The organism is Microcoleus sp. S36b_A4, from assembly GCF_036700645.1.
In the GTDB taxonomy this organism is placed as follows: Bacteria; Cyanobacteriota; Cyanobacteriia; order Cyanobacteriales; family Microcoleaceae; genus Microcoleus.
This window is the reverse complement of sequence record NZ_JAUBPI010000121.1, coordinates 1-16,468: the sequence shown is the minus strand read 5'-3', so window position 1 is coordinate 16,468 and position 16,468 is coordinate 1. Positions and strand designations below refer to the sequence as shown.

General features: G+C 45.7%; 15 protein-coding genes and 1 pseudogene. 12 read left to right on the top strand and 4 right to left on the bottom strand.

The window, feature by feature from the left end; genetic code table 11:
* The 9 genes and pseudogenes from QUA03_RS25845 to QUA03_RS25805 form a co-directional block, all read left to right on the top strand.
* Positions 1-1,127, top strand: a pseudogene (locus tag QUA03_RS25845) (ATP-binding cassette domain-containing protein); the annotation flags it as partial.
* A gap of 49 nt (positions 1,128-1,176) precedes the next feature.
* Positions 1,177-1,968 carry an ABC transporter permease gene (locus tag QUA03_RS25840; protein ID WP_333216164.1) on the top strand — a complete coding sequence of 264 codons (792 nt, stop codon included), beginning with the start codon at positions 1,177-1,179 and terminating at the stop codon, positions 1,966-1,968.
* A gap of 115 nt (positions 1,969-2,083) precedes the next feature.
* A complete protein-coding gene (locus QUA03_RS25835) occupies positions 2,084-2,986 on the top strand; it encodes an Rpn family recombination-promoting nuclease/putative transposase (RefSeq protein WP_333216163.1) in 903 nt (300 codons plus the stop codon).
* A gap of 45 nt (positions 2,987-3,031) precedes the next feature.
* Positions 3,032-4,987 (top strand): Gldg family protein, encoded by a 1,956-nt coding sequence (locus QUA03_RS25830; RefSeq protein ID WP_333216161.1) that lies wholly within the window; start codon positions 3,032-3,034, stop codon positions 4,985-4,987.
* A 148-nt stretch (positions 4,988-5,135) separates the two neighbouring features.
* Positions 5,136-5,801 carry a DUF4340 domain-containing protein gene (locus QUA03_RS25825; RefSeq protein WP_333216159.1) on the top strand — a complete coding sequence of 222 codons (666 nt, stop codon included), beginning with the start codon at positions 5,136-5,138 and terminating at the stop codon, positions 5,799-5,801.
* Between the two features lie 256 nt (positions 5,802-6,057).
* Positions 6,058-7,188, top strand: a complete 1,131-nt coding sequence (locus QUA03_RS25820) for an ABC transporter ATP-binding protein (protein WP_333161790.1) — start codon at positions 6,058-6,060, stop codon at positions 7,186-7,188.
* Positions 7,189-7,374: 186 nt separating this feature from the next.
* A complete protein-coding gene (locus QUA03_RS25815; RefSeq protein ID WP_333216157.1) occupies positions 7,375-8,505 on the top strand; it encodes a spermidine/putrescine ABC transporter substrate-binding protein in 1,131 nt (376 codons plus the stop codon).
* A 152-nt stretch (positions 8,506-8,657) separates the two neighbouring features.
* Positions 8,658-9,569: an ABC transporter permease gene (locus QUA03_RS25810; protein WP_333216155.1), complete on the top strand. Its 912-nt coding sequence runs from the start codon at positions 8,658-8,660 to the stop codon at positions 9,567-9,569.
* Positions 9,570-9,704: 135 nt separating this feature from the next.
* Entirely contained in the window at positions 9,705-10,550 is an 846-nt protein-coding gene (locus tag QUA03_RS25805) for an ABC transporter permease (protein WP_333216154.1), read from the top strand.
* 90 nt (positions 10,551-10,640) lie between these two features.
* Here the strand turns inward: QUA03_RS25805 and QUA03_RS25800 are convergent, their stop codons facing one another.
* Together QUA03_RS25800 and QUA03_RS25795 are read right to left on the bottom strand one after the other, a co-directional pair.
* A complete protein-coding gene (locus QUA03_RS25800; RefSeq protein ID WP_333216152.1) occupies positions 10,641-11,456 on the bottom strand; it encodes a fatty acid desaturase in 816 nt (271 codons plus the stop codon).
* A gap of 357 nt (positions 11,457-11,813) precedes the next feature.
* On the bottom strand, positions 11,814-12,626 hold the full coding sequence (locus tag QUA03_RS25795) for an acyl-CoA desaturase (RefSeq protein ID WP_333216150.1): 813 nt from the start codon (positions 12,624-12,626) through the stop codon (positions 11,814-11,816).
* Positions 12,627-12,706: 80 nt separating this feature from the next.
* Here QUA03_RS25795 and QUA03_RS25790 point away from each other — a divergent pair, with 80 nt between their 5' ends.
* Positions 12,707-13,939 carry a methionine gamma-lyase family protein gene (locus tag QUA03_RS25790; protein ID WP_333041411.1) on the top strand — a complete coding sequence of 411 codons (1,233 nt, stop codon included), beginning with the start codon at positions 12,707-12,709 and terminating at the stop codon, positions 13,937-13,939.
* 189 nt (positions 13,940-14,128) lie between these two features.
* Here the strand turns inward: QUA03_RS25790 and QUA03_RS25785 are convergent, their stop codons facing one another.
* Both QUA03_RS25785 and QUA03_RS25780 read right to left on the bottom strand, forming a co-directional pair.
* Entirely contained in the window at positions 14,129-14,449 is a 321-nt protein-coding gene (locus QUA03_RS25785) for a DUF2834 domain-containing protein (RefSeq protein ID WP_333216148.1), read from the bottom strand.
* 46 nt (positions 14,450-14,495) lie between these two features.
* On the bottom strand, positions 14,496-15,128 hold the full coding sequence (locus tag QUA03_RS25780) for a Vat family streptogramin A O-acetyltransferase (RefSeq protein WP_333216146.1): 633 nt from the start codon (positions 15,126-15,128) through the stop codon (positions 14,496-14,498).
* 236 nt (positions 15,129-15,364) lie between these two features.
* Here QUA03_RS25780 and QUA03_RS25775 point away from each other — a divergent pair, with 236 nt between their 5' ends.
* Together QUA03_RS25775 and QUA03_RS25770 are read left to right on the top strand one after the other, a co-directional pair.
* Positions 15,365-15,826: a GNAT family N-acetyltransferase gene (locus QUA03_RS25775; protein WP_333216144.1), complete on the top strand. Its 462-nt coding sequence runs from the start codon at positions 15,365-15,367 to the stop codon at positions 15,824-15,826.
* A gap of 49 nt (positions 15,827-15,875) precedes the next feature.
* Positions 15,876-16,247, top strand: a complete 372-nt coding sequence (locus tag QUA03_RS25770) for a DUF2237 family protein (RefSeq protein WP_333052718.1) — start codon at positions 15,876-15,878, stop codon at positions 16,245-16,247.
* The last annotated feature ends 221 nt before the right edge of the window (positions 16,248-16,468 follow it).

Here is a 16,468-nt window from a genome sequence, read left to right as displayed (position 1 = left end):
ATTCTCAACCAGAACCTGTTGTTGAAAATTTGCAAGTTGTAGAAACAGTAGAGTCGATCGAGCATTCTCAACCAGAACCTGTTGTTGAAAATTTGCAAGTTGTAGAAACAGTAGAGTCGATCGAGCATTCTCAACCAGAACCTGTTGTTGAAAATTTGCAAGTTGTAGAAACAGTAGAGTCGATCGAGCATTCTCAACCAGAACCTGTTGTTGAAAATTTGCAAGTTGTAGAAACAGTAGAGTCGATCGAGCATTCTCAACCAGAACCTGTTGTTGAAAATTTGCAAGTTGTAGAAACAGTAGAGTCGATCGAGCATTCTCAACCAGAATCCCAACCAGTTGCAGAAACATCAGAGGAAATAAGCGATTTAGAACCTGAAATGCAACCAGTGGCAGATTTTCTGGAAATTGTAGAAAAACAAGAGTTGATCGAGAATCCTCAACCAGAATCGGTTGTCGAAAATCTACTCATTGTCGAAACAGTAGAGTCGAGCCAACCTTCTCAACCAGAACCTGTTGTCGAAAATCTGCTCATTGTTGAAACACAAGAGTCGATCGAGAATCCTCAACCAGAACCTGTTGTCGAAAATTTGCTCATTGTTGAAACAGTAGAGTCGATCGAGCATTCTCAAGCCGAACCGATTGTCCAAAATCTGCAAGTTTCAGAAACCGTAGAGTCGATCGAACATCCTCAACTAGAACCGATTGTCGAAAATCTGCTGATTGTTCAAATGGTAGAGTCGATCGAACTTTCTCAACCAGAACCCGAACCGATTTTAGATGCACCAAAGTCGATCGAACTTTCTCAACCAGAACCCGAACCGATTTTAGATGCACAAAAGTCGAGCCAACCTTCTCAACCAGAACCCGAACCGATTTTAGATGCACAAAAGTCGAGCCAACCTTCTCAACCAGAATCCCAACCAGTTGTAGATGCACAAAAGTCGATCGAACTTTCTCAACCAGAACCCCAACCAGTTGTAAAAAATCGGCCACTTAAAAAAAAGCCACAATCGAGTAGCGATTCTCGACCAGAACAGCCACCAGTTACCAAAAAGCGACAAATAGAAAGAAAAAAACAGGATAGCGACGGCAGCGAAACACCACCCGCAGGCGACTCAGAATGAACCAATTACCAAGGCCCAATTACCCATTCCCAATTCCTAAAGGTTAGTAATGATTAGTAATATTGTCGCAATTTACCGCAAAGAACTACAAAGCTATTTTGCATCGCCATTAGCCTATGCCATCGCAGCAGTCTTTTGGCTAATCACCGGCTACTTTTTAATAGCCATCCTCCTCGCCCCCGACGGGTTAATTCCCCAAATCGGCCAGCGAGACCAAATGGGAATTACCGAACCTCCCATCGACGTAGCTTACGAATTCCTGCAACTATTTCTGCGAATCATGGGTTCCCTTTCACTGTTCGTACTACCCGCACTCTCAATGGGACTTTACGCAGAAGAACGCAAACGCGGAACCTTAGAACTATTAGCCACATCGCCCTTAACAAACTGGGCAGTTGCTACCGGCAAACTCCTCGGCGTTTTAACATTTTATACCACAATGTTGCTGCCCCTGCTGTTCTGCGAGGCGATCGCCCTCAGTTCCTCAACCCCGCCCGTACCCCCCGGAGTTCTTCTGCTAGGCCACGGCGGCTTAATATTACTAGCGGCAGGAGTATTGTCGCTCGGAATGTTTATTTCCTCCCTCACCGACAGCACAATTTTATCCGCCATCCTCACCTTCACTCTAGTATTATTTCTCTGGGTGATCGATGCAGTCGCCGTCAGTATCGGTGGCCCCTTCGGCACAGCACTAGGGCATTTGTCGCTCTTAACGAATTACACCAATCTTGTCAAGGGAGTTTTCGATACCAGCAGTTTAATTATGTTTGCCAGTTACATCATTTTAGGAGTATTTCTGACCGCCCAATCCATTGATGCCTTGCGATATCAGCGTTCTTAAAAACATTAGGTAAGGCAGAGACAGAGAAGGTTATTTTTGCCAAAATAAAGAGAAGTAAAGAGCAAAGGGAAGGTTGTTTTTTCCCAGTTAATCATTCTACAAAATACCTCAAACAATGAGATTTATCAATCCCAAAATCGACTTTGCGTTCAAAAAAATATTCGGTTCCAGCGACAGCAAAGACATCCTGATTAATTTTTTAAACGCCATCCTTTATGAAGCACAGCCGGTCATCGAAGACTTAGAAATAATCGACTCCCAACCAGAACCTCAAACTCTCGCAACCCAAGACACACACCTAGATGTCAAAGCCACAATTAACGGTGGGAGAATCGCCCTAGTTGAAATTCAACTGATCAACGTGCCTTCCTTTGGGAACAGAGTTTTGTACAACGCTGCCAAAAGCTACAGCCAGCAATTAACAGGAAAAGAACGCTACGAAAGACTAAAAACAGTAATTTCCTTGAAAATTGCCGACTTTGAAATGTTTGAAAATCAACCAGAATTTTTGTCGCGGTTTGTTTTTCAAGAAAAAGAGCAACAGTTTGAGTGTCCAGATACTGCAATAGAATTAGTATTTATCGAACTGCCAAAATTTAGCAAGGAATTAGCAGAATTAGAAACAACCGCAGAGCAATGGATTTACTTTCTCGAAAAAGCCAGCACTCTGGAGACAGTACCAGAAACACTCAGTGCAGTTCCCGAAATTCAGAAAGCTTTTAGAATTGCCAGCGAGGAAAACTTCACTCAGGAAGAATTAAATGAATTGCAGAAGCAAGAACTGTGGATTCAAGACCAGCAGATTGCCATAGATGTAGCCAGAGAACAGGTGACAAAAACTGCTCAACTATCGTTAATATTGCGTCAGCTAGTGAAGCGTTTAGGCACAATACAACCGGAAACTGAAAATAGCATCCGTCAATTAGGTATACAGGAATTAGAAGAACTAGGAGATGCCGTGCTGGATTTCAACAAGCCGTCAGATTTAACAGCATGGTTGCAGACTAATGCAATATAGAATAACATCCTCGACCCGGAAATTTTCCCCTCAATTATTTACGTTATGAAAATTAGCAAAACAAATTGGAAATATGTTTTTTTGCTGGGCCCCCTCCTCATCGCAGCGGGGGTAACAGCAGCACTTGTATCTGGAGTATGGGACCCCCTGACAGTCGGTTTAGTTATTGCCGGAGCAGTGACGATCGCACTTTGGCTGCTATATTTGAGTTACGAACAAAGCTTTTGGGGGCAGCGTTCCACTCAAGCCAGCACCAACGCCCTGATTGCCACCCTCGCCGTCTTTGTGATTCTCGGAGTAATTAACTTCATAGCCGTTCGCTATCCCGTCCGCATCGACTTAACCGAAAGCCAACAATTTACCCTTGCGCCGCAGACTCAACAAATACTGCGAAACCTGCAACAAACAGTCAAAGTTTGGGTATTTGACCCCATCCAAAATCCCCAAATTAAAGAATTGCTGCAAAGCTACAAACGCGAGGGAGGCGAAAAGTTCCAATTCGAGTTTGTTGACCCGCAGACCCAACCTGGAAAAGCGCGGGAATTTAGTATTACTAGCATCGGAGAAGTTTACCTGCAATCCGGCGACAGAAAACAGGTACTGCAAAAAGGTGGCACTGCTTTTGGTAGCGACCCAAATCAAGGTCTTTCAGAGATCAAACTGACCAATGGCTTAGAAGAAATCCTGAACACTCGCGTTGCTAGAGTTTACTTTTTGCAAGGCAAAGGAGCCCGCCCGCTACAGGAAGGTCAAGGCGGAATTCAGCAAGCTGAAAAAGCTTTGAAAGATAAATACTACAACGTCCAAACGCTGAATTTGACCGACCGCAAAGAAGTTCCAGAAGATGCAGATGCTTTAATCATTCCGGGGCAGGACAAACCGTTTTCCGATACAGAAATTAAAGCACTAAGAGCTTATCTCGATCGCGGCGGCAGTTTATTGTTAATGGTAGACCCGGCAATTGATACGGGATTGGGCAAATTGCTGGAAGAATGGGGCGTAAAACTAGACGCCCGTTTGGCCATCGATGCTTCGGGCACTGGTCAAAGATTTGGCCTGGGCCCCACGGTTCCCACGGTCAGGCGCTACGGCGAACATCCGATTACTCAAAGTTTTGGCAACGGCATTTCATTTTATCCGTTTGCGCGTGCTTTGGAAACCTCGCCAGTAGCAGGGATAGAGGAAAAACCGCTGATTTGGACGAGTCAGGAAAGTTGGGCGGAAAGCGATTTGACGACTAAGAAATTGGAGTTTGATCAAAAGACCGATCGACAAGGCCCGCTATTATTAGGTGTAGCTTTAGTTCGATCGTCAACTGACAGCACTCCCTTAAAGTCCTCACCTTCACCAACACCAACTTCGCCATCGCCTTCACCCCAAGCATCACCGGCAACGCCATCGCCTTCACCCCAAGCATCGCCGACAGATTTCCCATCACCGACAACTTCCCCATCACCGACAACTTCCCCATCACCGACAACTTCCCCATCGCCTACAGATTCACCCTTACCGACAACTTCCCCATCGCCGACAGATTTACCATCACCGATAGATTCACCCTCACCGACAACTTCGCCAACAGCTTCCCCAATCAGCTATTCGGTGATTGTCTCGCAAGAAGCAACGCCTCCAGCATTACCGACGACTTCGCCAACACCGGCAGCATCTCCCACAGCATCTCCCACAGCATCTCCCAGTCCAACCGCAACTCCTTCCGCGCCTTCAACTCCTAGCAAAACATCGCGAATGGTAGTAATTGGCACATCTCAATTCGTGACTAACGGTTGGTTTGACCAACAACTCAATAGCGACGTGTTTCTCAATTCAGTCAGTTGGTTGAGTAAACCAGACCAGCAAAGCTTTTCTATCAGTCCGAAAAAAGCTACTAACCGCCGCATTAACATGACTGCCCTCCAAGTAGGATTGCTGGTGTTAGCTTGGCTAATGTGGCCTTTACTCGGACTGGGAATTGGCGGCGCTATCTGGTGGAAGAGAAGATAAGTTAGTTGACAGTTGTCAGTTGACAGTTGACAGTTGACAGTTGACAGTTGTCAGTTGACAGTTGTCAGTTGTTATTAATAACAAACTCCCCAATTCCCAATGCCCAATTCCCAATGCTCAATGCCCAATTCCCAATGCCCAATGCCCAATGCCCAATGCCCAATTCGCTGTTACTATGAAATTGCAGAAAAATACATTAGTATTGATAGCCATCGCGTTGAGCATGACTGGGTTGGTTGCTTTGTTCGAGATGCAAGTATCTCCGAAACAGCAAGCAGCTAAGGAAGAAAAACAGAAAATTTTTGCTTTTAACTCCGATCGCGTACAATTCTTTACAGTCAAAACTCCCGAAAAAATATTGACTTTTGAGCGAGTTTATGCTACAAAAGGAGGCAAGTTTAGCTGGGAAATGAAATTGCCAGTGCAAGCACACGCCAGTCAGGCATCGGTGGATTTTTTGCTAGACAGACTGGCAACAGGAAAGAGCGATCGCACGATTAATACTACTGCTGCTCAACTGCCAGAATTCGGTCTCGACCAACCCCAAGCTACAGTCACAGTAAAACTGGACAACCAGGAAACTCACCGCCTAGTTTTAGGCAAAACAGACTTTAGCGGCCGCTTCTTGTACGCTCAAGCCAATCCGCCGGAAGCGCCCCCTCAAAATTCCGCCCAAAATTTGCCCGTGCTGCTAGTGCCTTTTGACTTTAAAAATGCCGTCCAGCGACCTTTGTCAGAGTGGAAAAAAGCAGAAGAACCCAAAACAGAGAAACCGCAAAAACCCTCTCCCACGCCCAGTCCAGACAATAAATAGATGCCCAGTTGATCTGAGATGTTGCAGCATTGTCAATAAGCCTTTTATGAACAGGCTTTTCAGCCTGTTCCACAAGAAAATTTACTCTTTGTGGAACAGGCATCTTGCCTGTTGCTGACAATGGTGCACTCTGGGATAGAATTTAAAGAACAAATCCCAAAACCTGTTACATCCAACATTCCTCACCTAAAATACAGAAAAGTCTAAACTTAAACTGTATTTAAGTGGCGTGCATTACCCCCAGGAAAGGGCGAATATGTTTCAGACAGCACTCAACCAAGGTACGACAGCAACGGATACAGCGCTTGACGTTGAACTCCGCAAGGTATTTAAGGTATTTAATGGCGAAACCGCAGTCCGCGGAGTAGACCTCAACATCCGCCAAGGAGAATTTTTTAGCATCCTCGGGCCGAGTGGCTGCGGCAAGACTACGACGCTGCGCTTAATCGCTGGGTTCGAGACTCCCTCGGCGGGCGAATTGATGATTCGTGGCCAGTCGATGACCAACACTCCAGCTTACCGCCGTCCGGTAAATACTGTGTTTCAAAGCTATGCTTTGTTCGGACACATGAATGTCTGGGACAATATCGCTTTTGGATTGCGGATCAAAAAACTGGGTAAAGCAGAAATTGAAGAACGGGTACGGGAAGTTTTGCAATTGGTGAAAATGGAATCTTTCGCCAACAGGTTTCCCGGTCAAATGTCGGGCGGCCAGCAGCAGCGGGTGGCTTTGGCGAGAGCTCTGGTAAATAGACCGGCGGTTTTGCTGCTGGACGAACCCCTCGGTGCTCTGGATTTGAAGTTGCGGAAGCAGATGCAGTTGGAACTGTCGAATTTGCATCAAGAATTGGGTTTGACTTTTGTGATGGTGACTCACGACCAAGAAGAGGCGATGAGTCTGTCTGACCGGATTGCGGTGATGCACGAGGGGAGGATTGAGCAAATTGGCTCTCCTGAAGAAATTTATGAGTGTCCGCAGACGGCTTTTGTGGCCGATTTTATTGGCGATACGAATTTGTTTGCTGGTACGGTAGAATCGATCGACCGATCGACTATCACAGTTCGCACATCAGCCAATCTGAAAATAATCGTTCAGCAGTCGGATATGTGGAATGGTGTCACAGGCGACTCTGTTGTGGTCAGCGTTCGGCCGGAAAAAGTATATTTGAATCTCTACCAGCCGGAAGTGTCAGTCAACTGTTTTGAAGGGCGGCTCAAAAATACTATGTACATGGGCACGCACGTTCATTACGTCGTTGAGTTGGCTTCGGGCGATAAAATTACTGTGCGCCAGCCAAATACTGGCGGTTCTTTCCCAGATCCGCACACGCCGATTTACGCTTATTGGGGAACTACTGATTGTCTTGCTTTGACCGATCGGAATTAGTCTGTTGGCAGTTGGTAGTTGGTAGTTGGTATTAGTCATTAGTCATTAGCCATTAGTCATTTGTTATTTGTTGGTGGTTCGTTCTCCTAACAAATAACATAGGACAATTCCCAATTCCCAATTCCCCAATCTTCAATCTTCAATCTCCAAATCTAAAATCTAAAATCTAAAATCTAAAATCGAACTGTGCCTCCGACTAACTTACCAATTTCCAGGATTTTCCCGGCTAATTCTACACGCCGTCAGTTCCTAAAAAATTCGGCGGCGACAATTTCCGGGTTGGCTGTTTCGAGTTGCGGCTGGCGACTGGCAGACGTACAATCTGCTCCTCCGGTCAAAGGTGATGCCGACCAACTTTTCATCTATACTTGGGCAGGCTATACCGATAACGCTTTGCTCGATCGCTTTGCCGAAAAAACGGGTATTCGCGTGGTTGCAGACGTATTTGACTCCAATGAGGCGATGCTGGCTAGGGTTCAAGCTGGCGGTGGCCGGGCCTACAGCATCATTTACCCGTCTGACTACATGGTGATTCAGATGACGGAACTGGGGCTGTTGAGCCCATTAGACCACTCGATTTTGGGCGGACTCGATCGACTCAAAAAACAGTTCCAAAACCCTGTTTATGACCCAGGAAACCGCTACAGCGTGCCTTTGAGTTGGGGAACCACAGGCTTGATTTACAACAGCGAACAACTCAAAGAAGCTCCTGAAGATTGGGAGTATTTGTGGCAGCACAAACAGGAGTTAGCAAGGCGAATGACGCTGGCAAATGATGTTCGAGAAGTGATGGGTGCTGCGCTGCGGATGTTGGGCTATTCTCTCAATTCTACGAACCAAGAGCAAGTGAAACAAGCTTACGAAAAGTTGGTGGAACTCAAACCGGCGATCGCATCTTTTACCACTGATGCTTGGCGGCCGCAAATGCTGACGGGGGATTTGAAGGTAGCTATGTGTTATTCTTCTGATGCTAATGAGGTAATCCCAGATAATGACAAATTGCGCTATGTTGTGCCAAAAAGTGGTTCTTCTCTGTGGACTGACACTTTAGTAATTCCTAAAGGTGCTCCCAATCCCGAAGCAGCTTATAAGTGGATTAACTTTATGCTGCAAGCGGATGTCGCTGCTTCTTTAGTAGAACGGCTCAGTTTCTCAACTCCTTCGGAAGATGCTTTTAGTTTGCTGACGCCGGAAGTCCGCGAAAATGAAATTCTTTTCCCTTCAGAGGCAACTTTGAAAAATTGCGAAGGTGTTGCTCCGGTAGGAAAATTTATAGACGTGTACGATCGCTATTGGACTAAATTAACCAGCGGCTAATCATCAAACCTAGGGCGGGTTTTACACACAATCTCTGATTCTCAGCCAATATTTACATAAACCCGCCCCCGTCAGCCGATCGCCCAATCTCTCCGTATTATATCCGCGTTAATCCGCGTTCATCAGCGGTTAAAAACTCAAAAAAATTGACTATGGCTGTTTCAACTAGAACTCCCCCTCCTATTCCTCCCAATTCTTCTTTGAAGGCTGAAACTGTTTCCCCGTGGTCGGCGTGGGCTGGGCCATTGGCATTGCTCGGCCCTTCGGGATTGTTGCTGCTTTTATTATTAGTCATACCAACCCTGGTGATTTTTCAGCTTAGTTTAGTGCCGAATATTAAGCCAGGAGATTTGGTTAATCCTTCAGGAATCGGCAATTACCTGCGAGTGTTTGAGCCGCTGAATTTGCAGGTGATGGGTCGATCGCTCTATTTTGCAACGGGGACTACTATTCTGTGTTTACTGCTGGGATTTCCCGTCGCTTACTGGATCGCCCTCAATGTCTCGAAAAAGTGGCGAAATTTAACTTTGTTAGGGTTTGTGTTGCCGCTGTGGACTTCTTCGCTGTTGCGATCGTATGCTTGGATTACAATTCTGCGTCCTACAGGGGTTCTCAACTCGCTGCTGGCACTTCTAGGCATTCCTCCTCTGGAATTGCTTAATCAAAGTTCCGCAGTTTTAATCGGCATGGCTTACAGTTATTTGCCTTATATCGTGACAATTCTCTACGCTTCTTTGGAAAAGTTAGACCGCAGGTTGTTAGAAGCATCTCAGGATTTGGGTGCGAATCCAGTGGAAACTTTCTGGAAAGTCACAGTACCTCAGACGATGCCGGGAATTGCTGCGGGTTCTTTGCTAGTATTTATTAGCAGTTTGGGCGATTTTGTCGATCCAGAGTTGCTCGGTGGAGCTTCGAGTATGACCGCAGCTCGTTTGATTTACAATCAGTTTTTGGGGGCGACTCAAAATTGGGGGCTGGGTTCGGCTCTGAGTATGGTATTAATCTTTGCAGTGAGTATCGGAATTGCCCTTTTACTCAAATATGGCGATCGTAATGCAGTTTAGGATGTTTAAGGAAGAAGGAAGTTCGGCAACGGATTATATAACGGATGTAACGGATGTGACGGCTGTCAGTCCGATGGAAGAAGGAAGAAAACAATCCTAACGAATTAACAATTACCAATTACCGATTACCGAGAAATGGAAAAGACAGCCGAAAATCCACAGGAGGAAATACAAGCCGATATGTACTTAAAACCTAAATTTAAGATTTCTTGGCAGGTGATATTTGCCGTTGTGATGTTTTTTTATATGTACCTGCCCATCCTGGTACTCACATTTTACAGCTTTAACAAATCGCGTTTTAGCGCCGGCTGGGAAGGATTTACTTTAGATTGGTACGTTAAATTATTTAGCGATACGCGGATTTTAGTTGCCCTGAGAAACAGTTTAACAGTGGCTGTTTGTGCAGTTGCAATCTCGGCTGTACTTGGCACTTTGATGGCGGTTGGTTTAGCCCGCTACCGCTTTCCTGGCAAGAGTTTATATCAGGGAGTTTCCTACTTGCCGATTATTATTCCAGATATTGCGACCGCAGTTGCTACTCTGGTATTTTTAGCGGCGCTGGCTATTCCTCTGAGTTTGTGGACTATTGTCGCCGCTCACATTGTGTTTTGTCTGGCTTACATCGCCCTAGCTGTTTCTACTAGATTGGCCGATTTAAACCCGTATTTAGAAGAGGCTGCCTTGGATTTGGGTGCAACGCCTGTTGAGGCTTTTATTCAGGTTTTGCTCCCTCAATTAATACCCGGAATTGTTTCAGGTTGTCTGCTGTCTTTTGTCCTCAGCATGGACGATTTTTTGATTGCGAGTTTTACCGCAGGTAGCGGGACTACAACTCTGCCGATGGAAATTTTTAGCCGGATTCGGACTGGAGTAAAACCGGATATTAATGCTTTGAGCGTGCTGTTGATAGTAGGTTCGGGAGGATTGGCGTTTTTAGCGGAATATTTGCGCGGCCGGGGCGAGCAAAAACGGGTTCATTAGGCAGTGGGCAGTTGGCAGTTGACAGTTGGTTATTTGCAAGTTGTTACCAATGCCCCATGCCCCATGCCCCATGCCCTATGCCCCATGCTGCTACTTGGCGGGTAATTTTACCTTAGTTGCTAAGCCTAGTGCTTCCAAGACTTGAATTGTCATCCAAGTGAAGTCAATTTCCCACTTTTCCATCCCGTGACGAGCCGAGTATTGATAAGCATGGTGGTTGTTGTGCCAGCCTTCGCCGTAAGTCAGGACAGCCACCCACCAACAGTTAGTAGAACTATCGTTTGTTTCGTAGGTGCGGTAGCCAAATTTGTGAGTGGCACTGTTAACAAACCACGTGCAGTGATACACCAAAACTAAGCGTACAAAAATTACCCACACTACAAACGGCCAGCCTGCTGCTAAGTAAAGCAAGACGCCAAAGACGATTTGCATCGGGAGAAAGTAGTTTTGCAAAAATTGGTAAAATGGATCGCTCGAAATGTCTTTTGTGCAGCGGGAAATTTCAGCGTGAGCTGGACCTTTATATAGCATCCAGCCGATATGACTCCACCAAAAACCCTTTTGGGCATTGTGAGGGTCTAGCGCATTTTGGTCAGAGTTGGTGTGGTGCAATCGGTGCAGCCCAACCCAATCAATTATTCCTCCTTGACAGGCAAGGGCTCCGCAAAATGCTAGAAAATATTCTACGAATTTTGGTGTCTGAAAACTGCGGTGGGTGAGCATACGATGCCATCCGAGAGTTATTCCCAAACCGCCGGTTATCCAGTGCATGAATACTGTTAAACCAACTGCTGTCCAATTGAAGTTACTGGGTAGCAGTGCGAACAAAGCGCCGATATGAAGTCCTGCTAAACTAATAACGTGCTTCCAATTGTATTGGAGTTTTTCTTGCGTTGCAATTGTCATTCTCTTTTTGATTTCTGATGAGATGCCGAGCTAGATTCACGCATAATAGTTTGGATTGAGCAGTGAACTTTTTTGCTGCACTCTTGCCCAAACTAATAAAGAATCAATGATAGATTTGGGATTAGGATTGAAAAAGATTTACGGTTGTATTCTGAAAATAAAAAATTTGGCTGCCAAACAAAATTTTTTGTTCCCAATTATATTATAACTGATTCTGGTTTTGGTTGGGTCGATCGCACTACATGATTCGAGCTTACTTCAACCCAACCTATACCGCTGGCAAAAACAGGATGAGGCATTGGTCACGAGCCATTAGTCCAGAACTGATGACCGACAACCCATGACTCATTGCCCATGCTATTTTTCTGCTAATTTCACTTTGGTTGCCAAACCAAGTGCTTGCAGCAGTTGAATTGTCATCCAGGTGAAGTCGATTTCCCACCATTGGAGACCGTGGCGCGCCGAGTATTGAAAGGCGTGGTGGTTATTGTGCCAGCCTTCGCCGTAGGTGAGCAGGGCAACCCACCAGCAGTTGGTAGATCGATCGCCCGACTCGTAGGTGCGGTAGCCAAATTTGTGGGTAGCGCTGTTAACAAGCCAAGTGCAGTGGAACACCACCACGATCCGCATAAACACGCCCCAAACCACGAAAGACCAGCCGCCTAATAAATAAAGCAACACACCGAAGACGACTTGGATGGGGATAAAATATGCTTGGAGAAACTTGTATACTGGGTCGTCGCCGATGTCTTTAGTAAAGCGGGGGATTTCCACTCTGATCGGGAGATCCGAGAGCATCCAGCCCATGTGGCTCCACCAGAAGCCTTGATTGGAATCGTGGGGATCTGTTTCGGTGTCGGAATGTATGTGGTGTAACCGGTGCATTCCTACCCAGTCGATCGGGCCACCTTCACAGGAAAGGGTACCGCAAATAACTAGAAAATACTCTAGCCATTTCGGTGTTTGAAAACTGCGGTGGGTGACGAGGCGGTGATATCCGAGAGTAATTCCTAAACCACCTGTTACCCAATGCAGGAAGACAGCTAGCCCGACCGCAGACCAGCTAAAATTACCCGGCAGCAAAGCAAATAAAGCACCGATGTGCAGAAAGGCCATAAAGCCTACGACAGGCCAATCAGGAGAAGTTTTTTTGGAAGTTGCAATCGTCATGAATATATTATGTTTACAAACTAGGGGCCGCATCTACGCCATAATGAACAGCGCGCACGCAAAGGGTGAGCGAGGTATAGATGAATAGCGTTTCACGGCTACAGGAAGCAGAACAGGCACTCTTTCAGATTTTTTCTGGTATTGACACTACAGTCAAGCAAAATCTTCAACGAGTCTTAAAAGCTTTTCGCAGCCACCGGGTTGGAGTCCACCATTTTGCAGGGGTTACGGGTTACGGCCACGATGATTTGGGTCGGGAGACTTTGGACGGGGTGTTTGCCGAAGTGGTAGGGGCCCAGGCTGCGGCTGTCCGGGTACAGTTTGTTTCGGGTACTCACGCGATCGCCTGTGCTCTTTTTGGCATCCTGCGTCCTGGTGATGAAATGTTGGCAGTGGCTGGTTCTCCCTACGATACTTTAGAAGAAGTGATCGGCTTGCGGGGGCAAGGTCAAGGTTCACTGCTTGAGTTTGGCATTAGTTACCGTGAGTTGCCTCTAACTCGCGAAGGAAGTTTGGATTGGCAGGCACTGAGCTCTACTATTTCAGCAAAGACTCGCCTGGTTTTTATCCAGCGCTCTTGCGGCTATTCTTGGCGGTCGAGTTTGTCTATTTCTGAGATTGAAAAAATCGTCGCCATAGTCAAACATCAGAATCCTAACACAATTTGCTTTGTTGATAATTGTTACGGAGAGTTTGTTGATGATTGCGAACCTACTGCTGTGGGTGCGGATCTGATGGCGGGTTCTTTGATCAAAAATCCGGGGGGTACGATCGTCCCTGCGGGCGGTTACGTTGCTGGGAGGGCTGATTTAGTAGAGGCGGCAACTTGTCGCTTGACGGCGCCGGGAATCGGTAGCAGCGGCGGCGCAACTTTTGATTTGAATCGGTTGCTGTTTCAGGGTTTGTTTATGGCTCCCGGTTGTGTGGGGGAGGCGATGAAGGGCAATCATTTGACGGCTTATGTTTTTTATAAGTTGGGTTATCGAGTGAATCCTATGCCTTTGGCTAGAAGACGAGATGTGATTCAGGCGATCGAATTCGGTTCTGCTGATAAGTTAATTGCTTTTTGTCGCGCCGTTCAGCAAAATTCTCCCGTTGGCTCCTATTTAGATCCCGTGCCGGCTCCGATGCACGGGTATGAAAGTCAGTTAGTGATGGCTGGGGGCACTTTTATTGATGGGAGTACGTCGGAGTTTTCTGCTGACGGGCCTCTGCGGGAGCCTTACGTGGCTTTTTGTCAGGGGGGAACTCATTGGACTCATGTATCGATCGCCTTGGAGGATGCGATCGAGGCTGTGGGCCCAGCTAAGTAAGTTGTAGGGCGGTGCCTCTTGGGGTAGGGGGGATCTTTGTTCTTCCCTGAGTTTTGAATTAAAGAGTAGATTTTTTGCAAGAATCTGAGGATTTTTAACCGCAGATGCACGCAGATTGACGCTGATGTTGGATTTTCAGATTGTGTAGGTTGGGTTTAGCGAAAGCAAAACCCAACAACTACAAAACTCTCAAAGTGTTTCTTCAAGTTTGCGCTGCCGCATTAGGAGAAATAAAGGCAAACCCAGGGAAACACCCACCAGTAAGTTACTGGCAATATAAATCCACAAGTTTTTCATTTTTAGACGCGAGCCTTCGCTAAATACAAAAGTACCAAAAACCAGGGATGACACTATTACATCCATGCCGAAAAAGCCGGAAATTTGATTGGCAAACAACTCACCGAAAAAAGCCTTAATATTCAACCCTTCTTCTAAAAGAAACGGGACAAACTGGGAGTAGGGCAAAGCAGTGCCTAGAATACAGAAAATTAAGTAGGCAATTTTCAACATTTTTAAACCTCCACTTTGTTAATCAAAAATTGCTGTATTTTGGAGTTTACTCAGCATTGCTGAGTGCTGGAATATCGCCTTGCATAATTATGCTGACATTGCGCGAAATTTTGTCGATTTCCCAATCCCACCACCTAATTTCTAATAGTTGTGCAACTTCAGCATTGCTGAAACGCTGTTTGATGGGATGGGCGGGGTTTCCACCGACAACGGTGTAAGCGGGAATGTCTCTTACTACAACGGATTTGGCGGCAATGACGGCACCGTCGCCGATTTTGACTCCGGGCATAATCAGGGATTCATAGCCGATCCAAACATCATTGCCAATGACGGTATCGCCTTTACTCGGCAGTTCCATTAATAAATTCATCGCTGTTTCCCAACCATTCCCAAAAACAGGAAAAGGATAAGTTGAAATGCCGTCTAGTTTGTGATTTGCACCGTTCATAATGAATTTGACGTTGGTGGCGATCGCACAAAATTTTCCAATAATTAATCGGTCGTTTCCGTAGTTATAAAGTACATTTTTTTCAAAGTTTTCTGGATCTATGGGATCGTCGTAATATGAGTAATCGCCGACGATAATGTTGGGGGATTTAATAAAGTTTTTGAGGAAGCATACGCGCCGTTGGTCGGGCATCGGATAGGGTCGGTTTGGATCGGGCCCAATTTCTCTCATAAGTTTCAAGCCTTATTCGTTAAGCTGCTGGATTGATGTACTGTTAATTCGAGTTAAGTTTGCTTTTGCTTCAATAACATAGAGGAAGAGAGTTTGTCAAGGGAGTGGGCGAGAATTTTTGGTCGATCGCGCTGCAAGAAATGAGCCAAAATGGTACAAGACAACATCCATCCGCGTTCCGAAGCGGTTAAAAATCCCAAATTAATATTAAACAAGCGATCGCAGCGAGATAATTTATGAGAGTACGAACCTACGAAATCGGTGATACCCAACAAATTGTAAAACTATTTTACGACACCGTACACCAAGTAAACATCCGCGATTACACACAAGCACAAGTAGATGCTTGGGCGCCAGCAGATATGGATATCGAAAGTTGGACTAAAAGTTTAAGCAGTAAATTTACTTTCGTAGCAGAAGAGGGTGAGAAAATTGCAGGTTTTGGGGAATTAGAAGCAAGCGGCCATATCGATTGCTTTTTCTGTCATCAACATTTTCAAAGGCAAGGAGTCGGCAGGCTAATTTTAAAACAAATTGAGTCAAAAGCCCAAGACTTAGGAATTAACAAGTTATTTGCCGAAGTCAGCATTACAGCTCGACCTTTTTTTGAAAGCCAGGGATTTATTGTGATTAGAAAACAAGAAGTAGAATGCAGAGGACAAAAATTAATCAACTTTGTCATGGAAAAAAATATATAAACAACGAGTTGTGTAAAATTAGATCGAAGAGTTTTACTCAGGAGTTGCGATGGTGACGGAAGCTACAAATGTGCTGGGCGGAAAGTTAGAGACTTGCTGCACTTCGCCAATGACAGGATATTATCGGGACGGCAAATGCAATACAGGTGGTGGCGACTTTGGGGCTCACACTGTTTGTGCTCAACTGACAGAAGAGTTTTTGCAATTCACTAAATCGAACGGAAATGATTTGAGCACTCCGGTTCCTGAATTTAACTTTCCCGGTTTGAAGCCTGGGGATTGTTGGTGTTTGTGCGCTTCTCGCTGGAAGGAAGCAATGGATGCGGGATGTGCGCCGCTTGTGGTTTTGGGTGCGACTCACGCCCTGACTTTGGAATACGTTTCTTTGGATGAATTGAAGCAGCATGCTGCTGATTTGTAGGAAGGGAGGTGCGATCGCTTTTAGTCAATAAGGGCGATCGGGTTTTTCTCAGGAATAGCAAATTTATCCTTCGTAACAGAAATATTTAAGTGCGATCGGGCGTCACTGTAAACTTTTATGGTTTAGTTTGTGGTTCCCACTTACAGATCATTGCTAACAAGTTAGAAGGGGGTAGATTTTGTCAATACCTCTTAGAATAGAAATATTAGGGAATAATAATG

Excerpts from the sequence above, each read along its gene's own strand:
- QUA03_RS25830 (WP_333216161.1), top strand. The coding sequence starts at position 3,032 with ATGAAAATTAGCAAAACAAATTGGAAATATGTTTTTTTGCTGGGCCCC.
- QUA03_RS25795 (WP_333216150.1), bottom strand. The coding sequence starts at position 12,626 with ATGACGATTGCAACTTCCAAAAAAACTTCTCCTGATTGGCCTGTCGTA.
- QUA03_RS25805 (WP_333216154.1), top strand. The coding sequence starts at position 9,705 with ATGGAAAAGACAGCCGAAAATCCACAGGAGGAAATACAAGCCGATATG.
- QUA03_RS25825 (WP_333216159.1), top strand. The coding sequence starts at position 5,136 with ATGCCCAATGCCCAATTCGCTGTTACTATGAAATTGCAGAAAAATACA.
- QUA03_RS25835 (WP_333216163.1), top strand. The coding sequence starts at position 2,084 with ATGAGATTTATCAATCCCAAAATCGACTTTGCGTTCAAAAAAATATTC.
- QUA03_RS25810 (WP_333216155.1), top strand. The coding sequence starts at position 8,658 with ATGGCTGTTTCAACTAGAACTCCCCCTCCTATTCCTCCCAATTCTTCT.
- QUA03_RS25840 (WP_333216164.1), top strand. The coding sequence starts at position 1,177 with ATGATTAGTAATATTGTCGCAATTTACCGCAAAGAACTACAAAGCTAT.
- QUA03_RS25775 (WP_333216144.1), top strand. The coding sequence starts at position 15,365 with ATGAGAGTACGAACCTACGAAATCGGTGATACCCAACAAATTGTAAAA.
- QUA03_RS25800 (WP_333216152.1), bottom strand. The coding sequence starts at position 11,456 with ATGACAATTGCAACGCAAGAAAAACTCCAATACAATTGGAAGCACGTT.
- QUA03_RS25820 (WP_333161790.1), top strand. The coding sequence starts at position 6,058 with ATGTTTCAGACAGCACTCAACCAAGGTACGACAGCAACGGATACAGCG.
- QUA03_RS25780 (WP_333216146.1), bottom strand. The coding sequence starts at position 15,128 with ATGAGAGAAATTGGGCCCGATCCAAACCGACCCTATCCGATGCCCGAC.
- QUA03_RS25785 (WP_333216148.1), bottom strand. The coding sequence starts at position 14,449 with ATGTTGAAAATTGCCTACTTAATTTTCTGTATTCTAGGCACTGCTTTG.
- QUA03_RS25770 (WP_333052718.1), top strand. The coding sequence starts at position 15,876 with ATGGTGACGGAAGCTACAAATGTGCTGGGCGGAAAGTTAGAGACTTGC.
- QUA03_RS25790 (WP_333041411.1), top strand. The coding sequence starts at position 12,707 with ATGAATAGCGTTTCACGGCTACAGGAAGCAGAACAGGCACTCTTTCAG.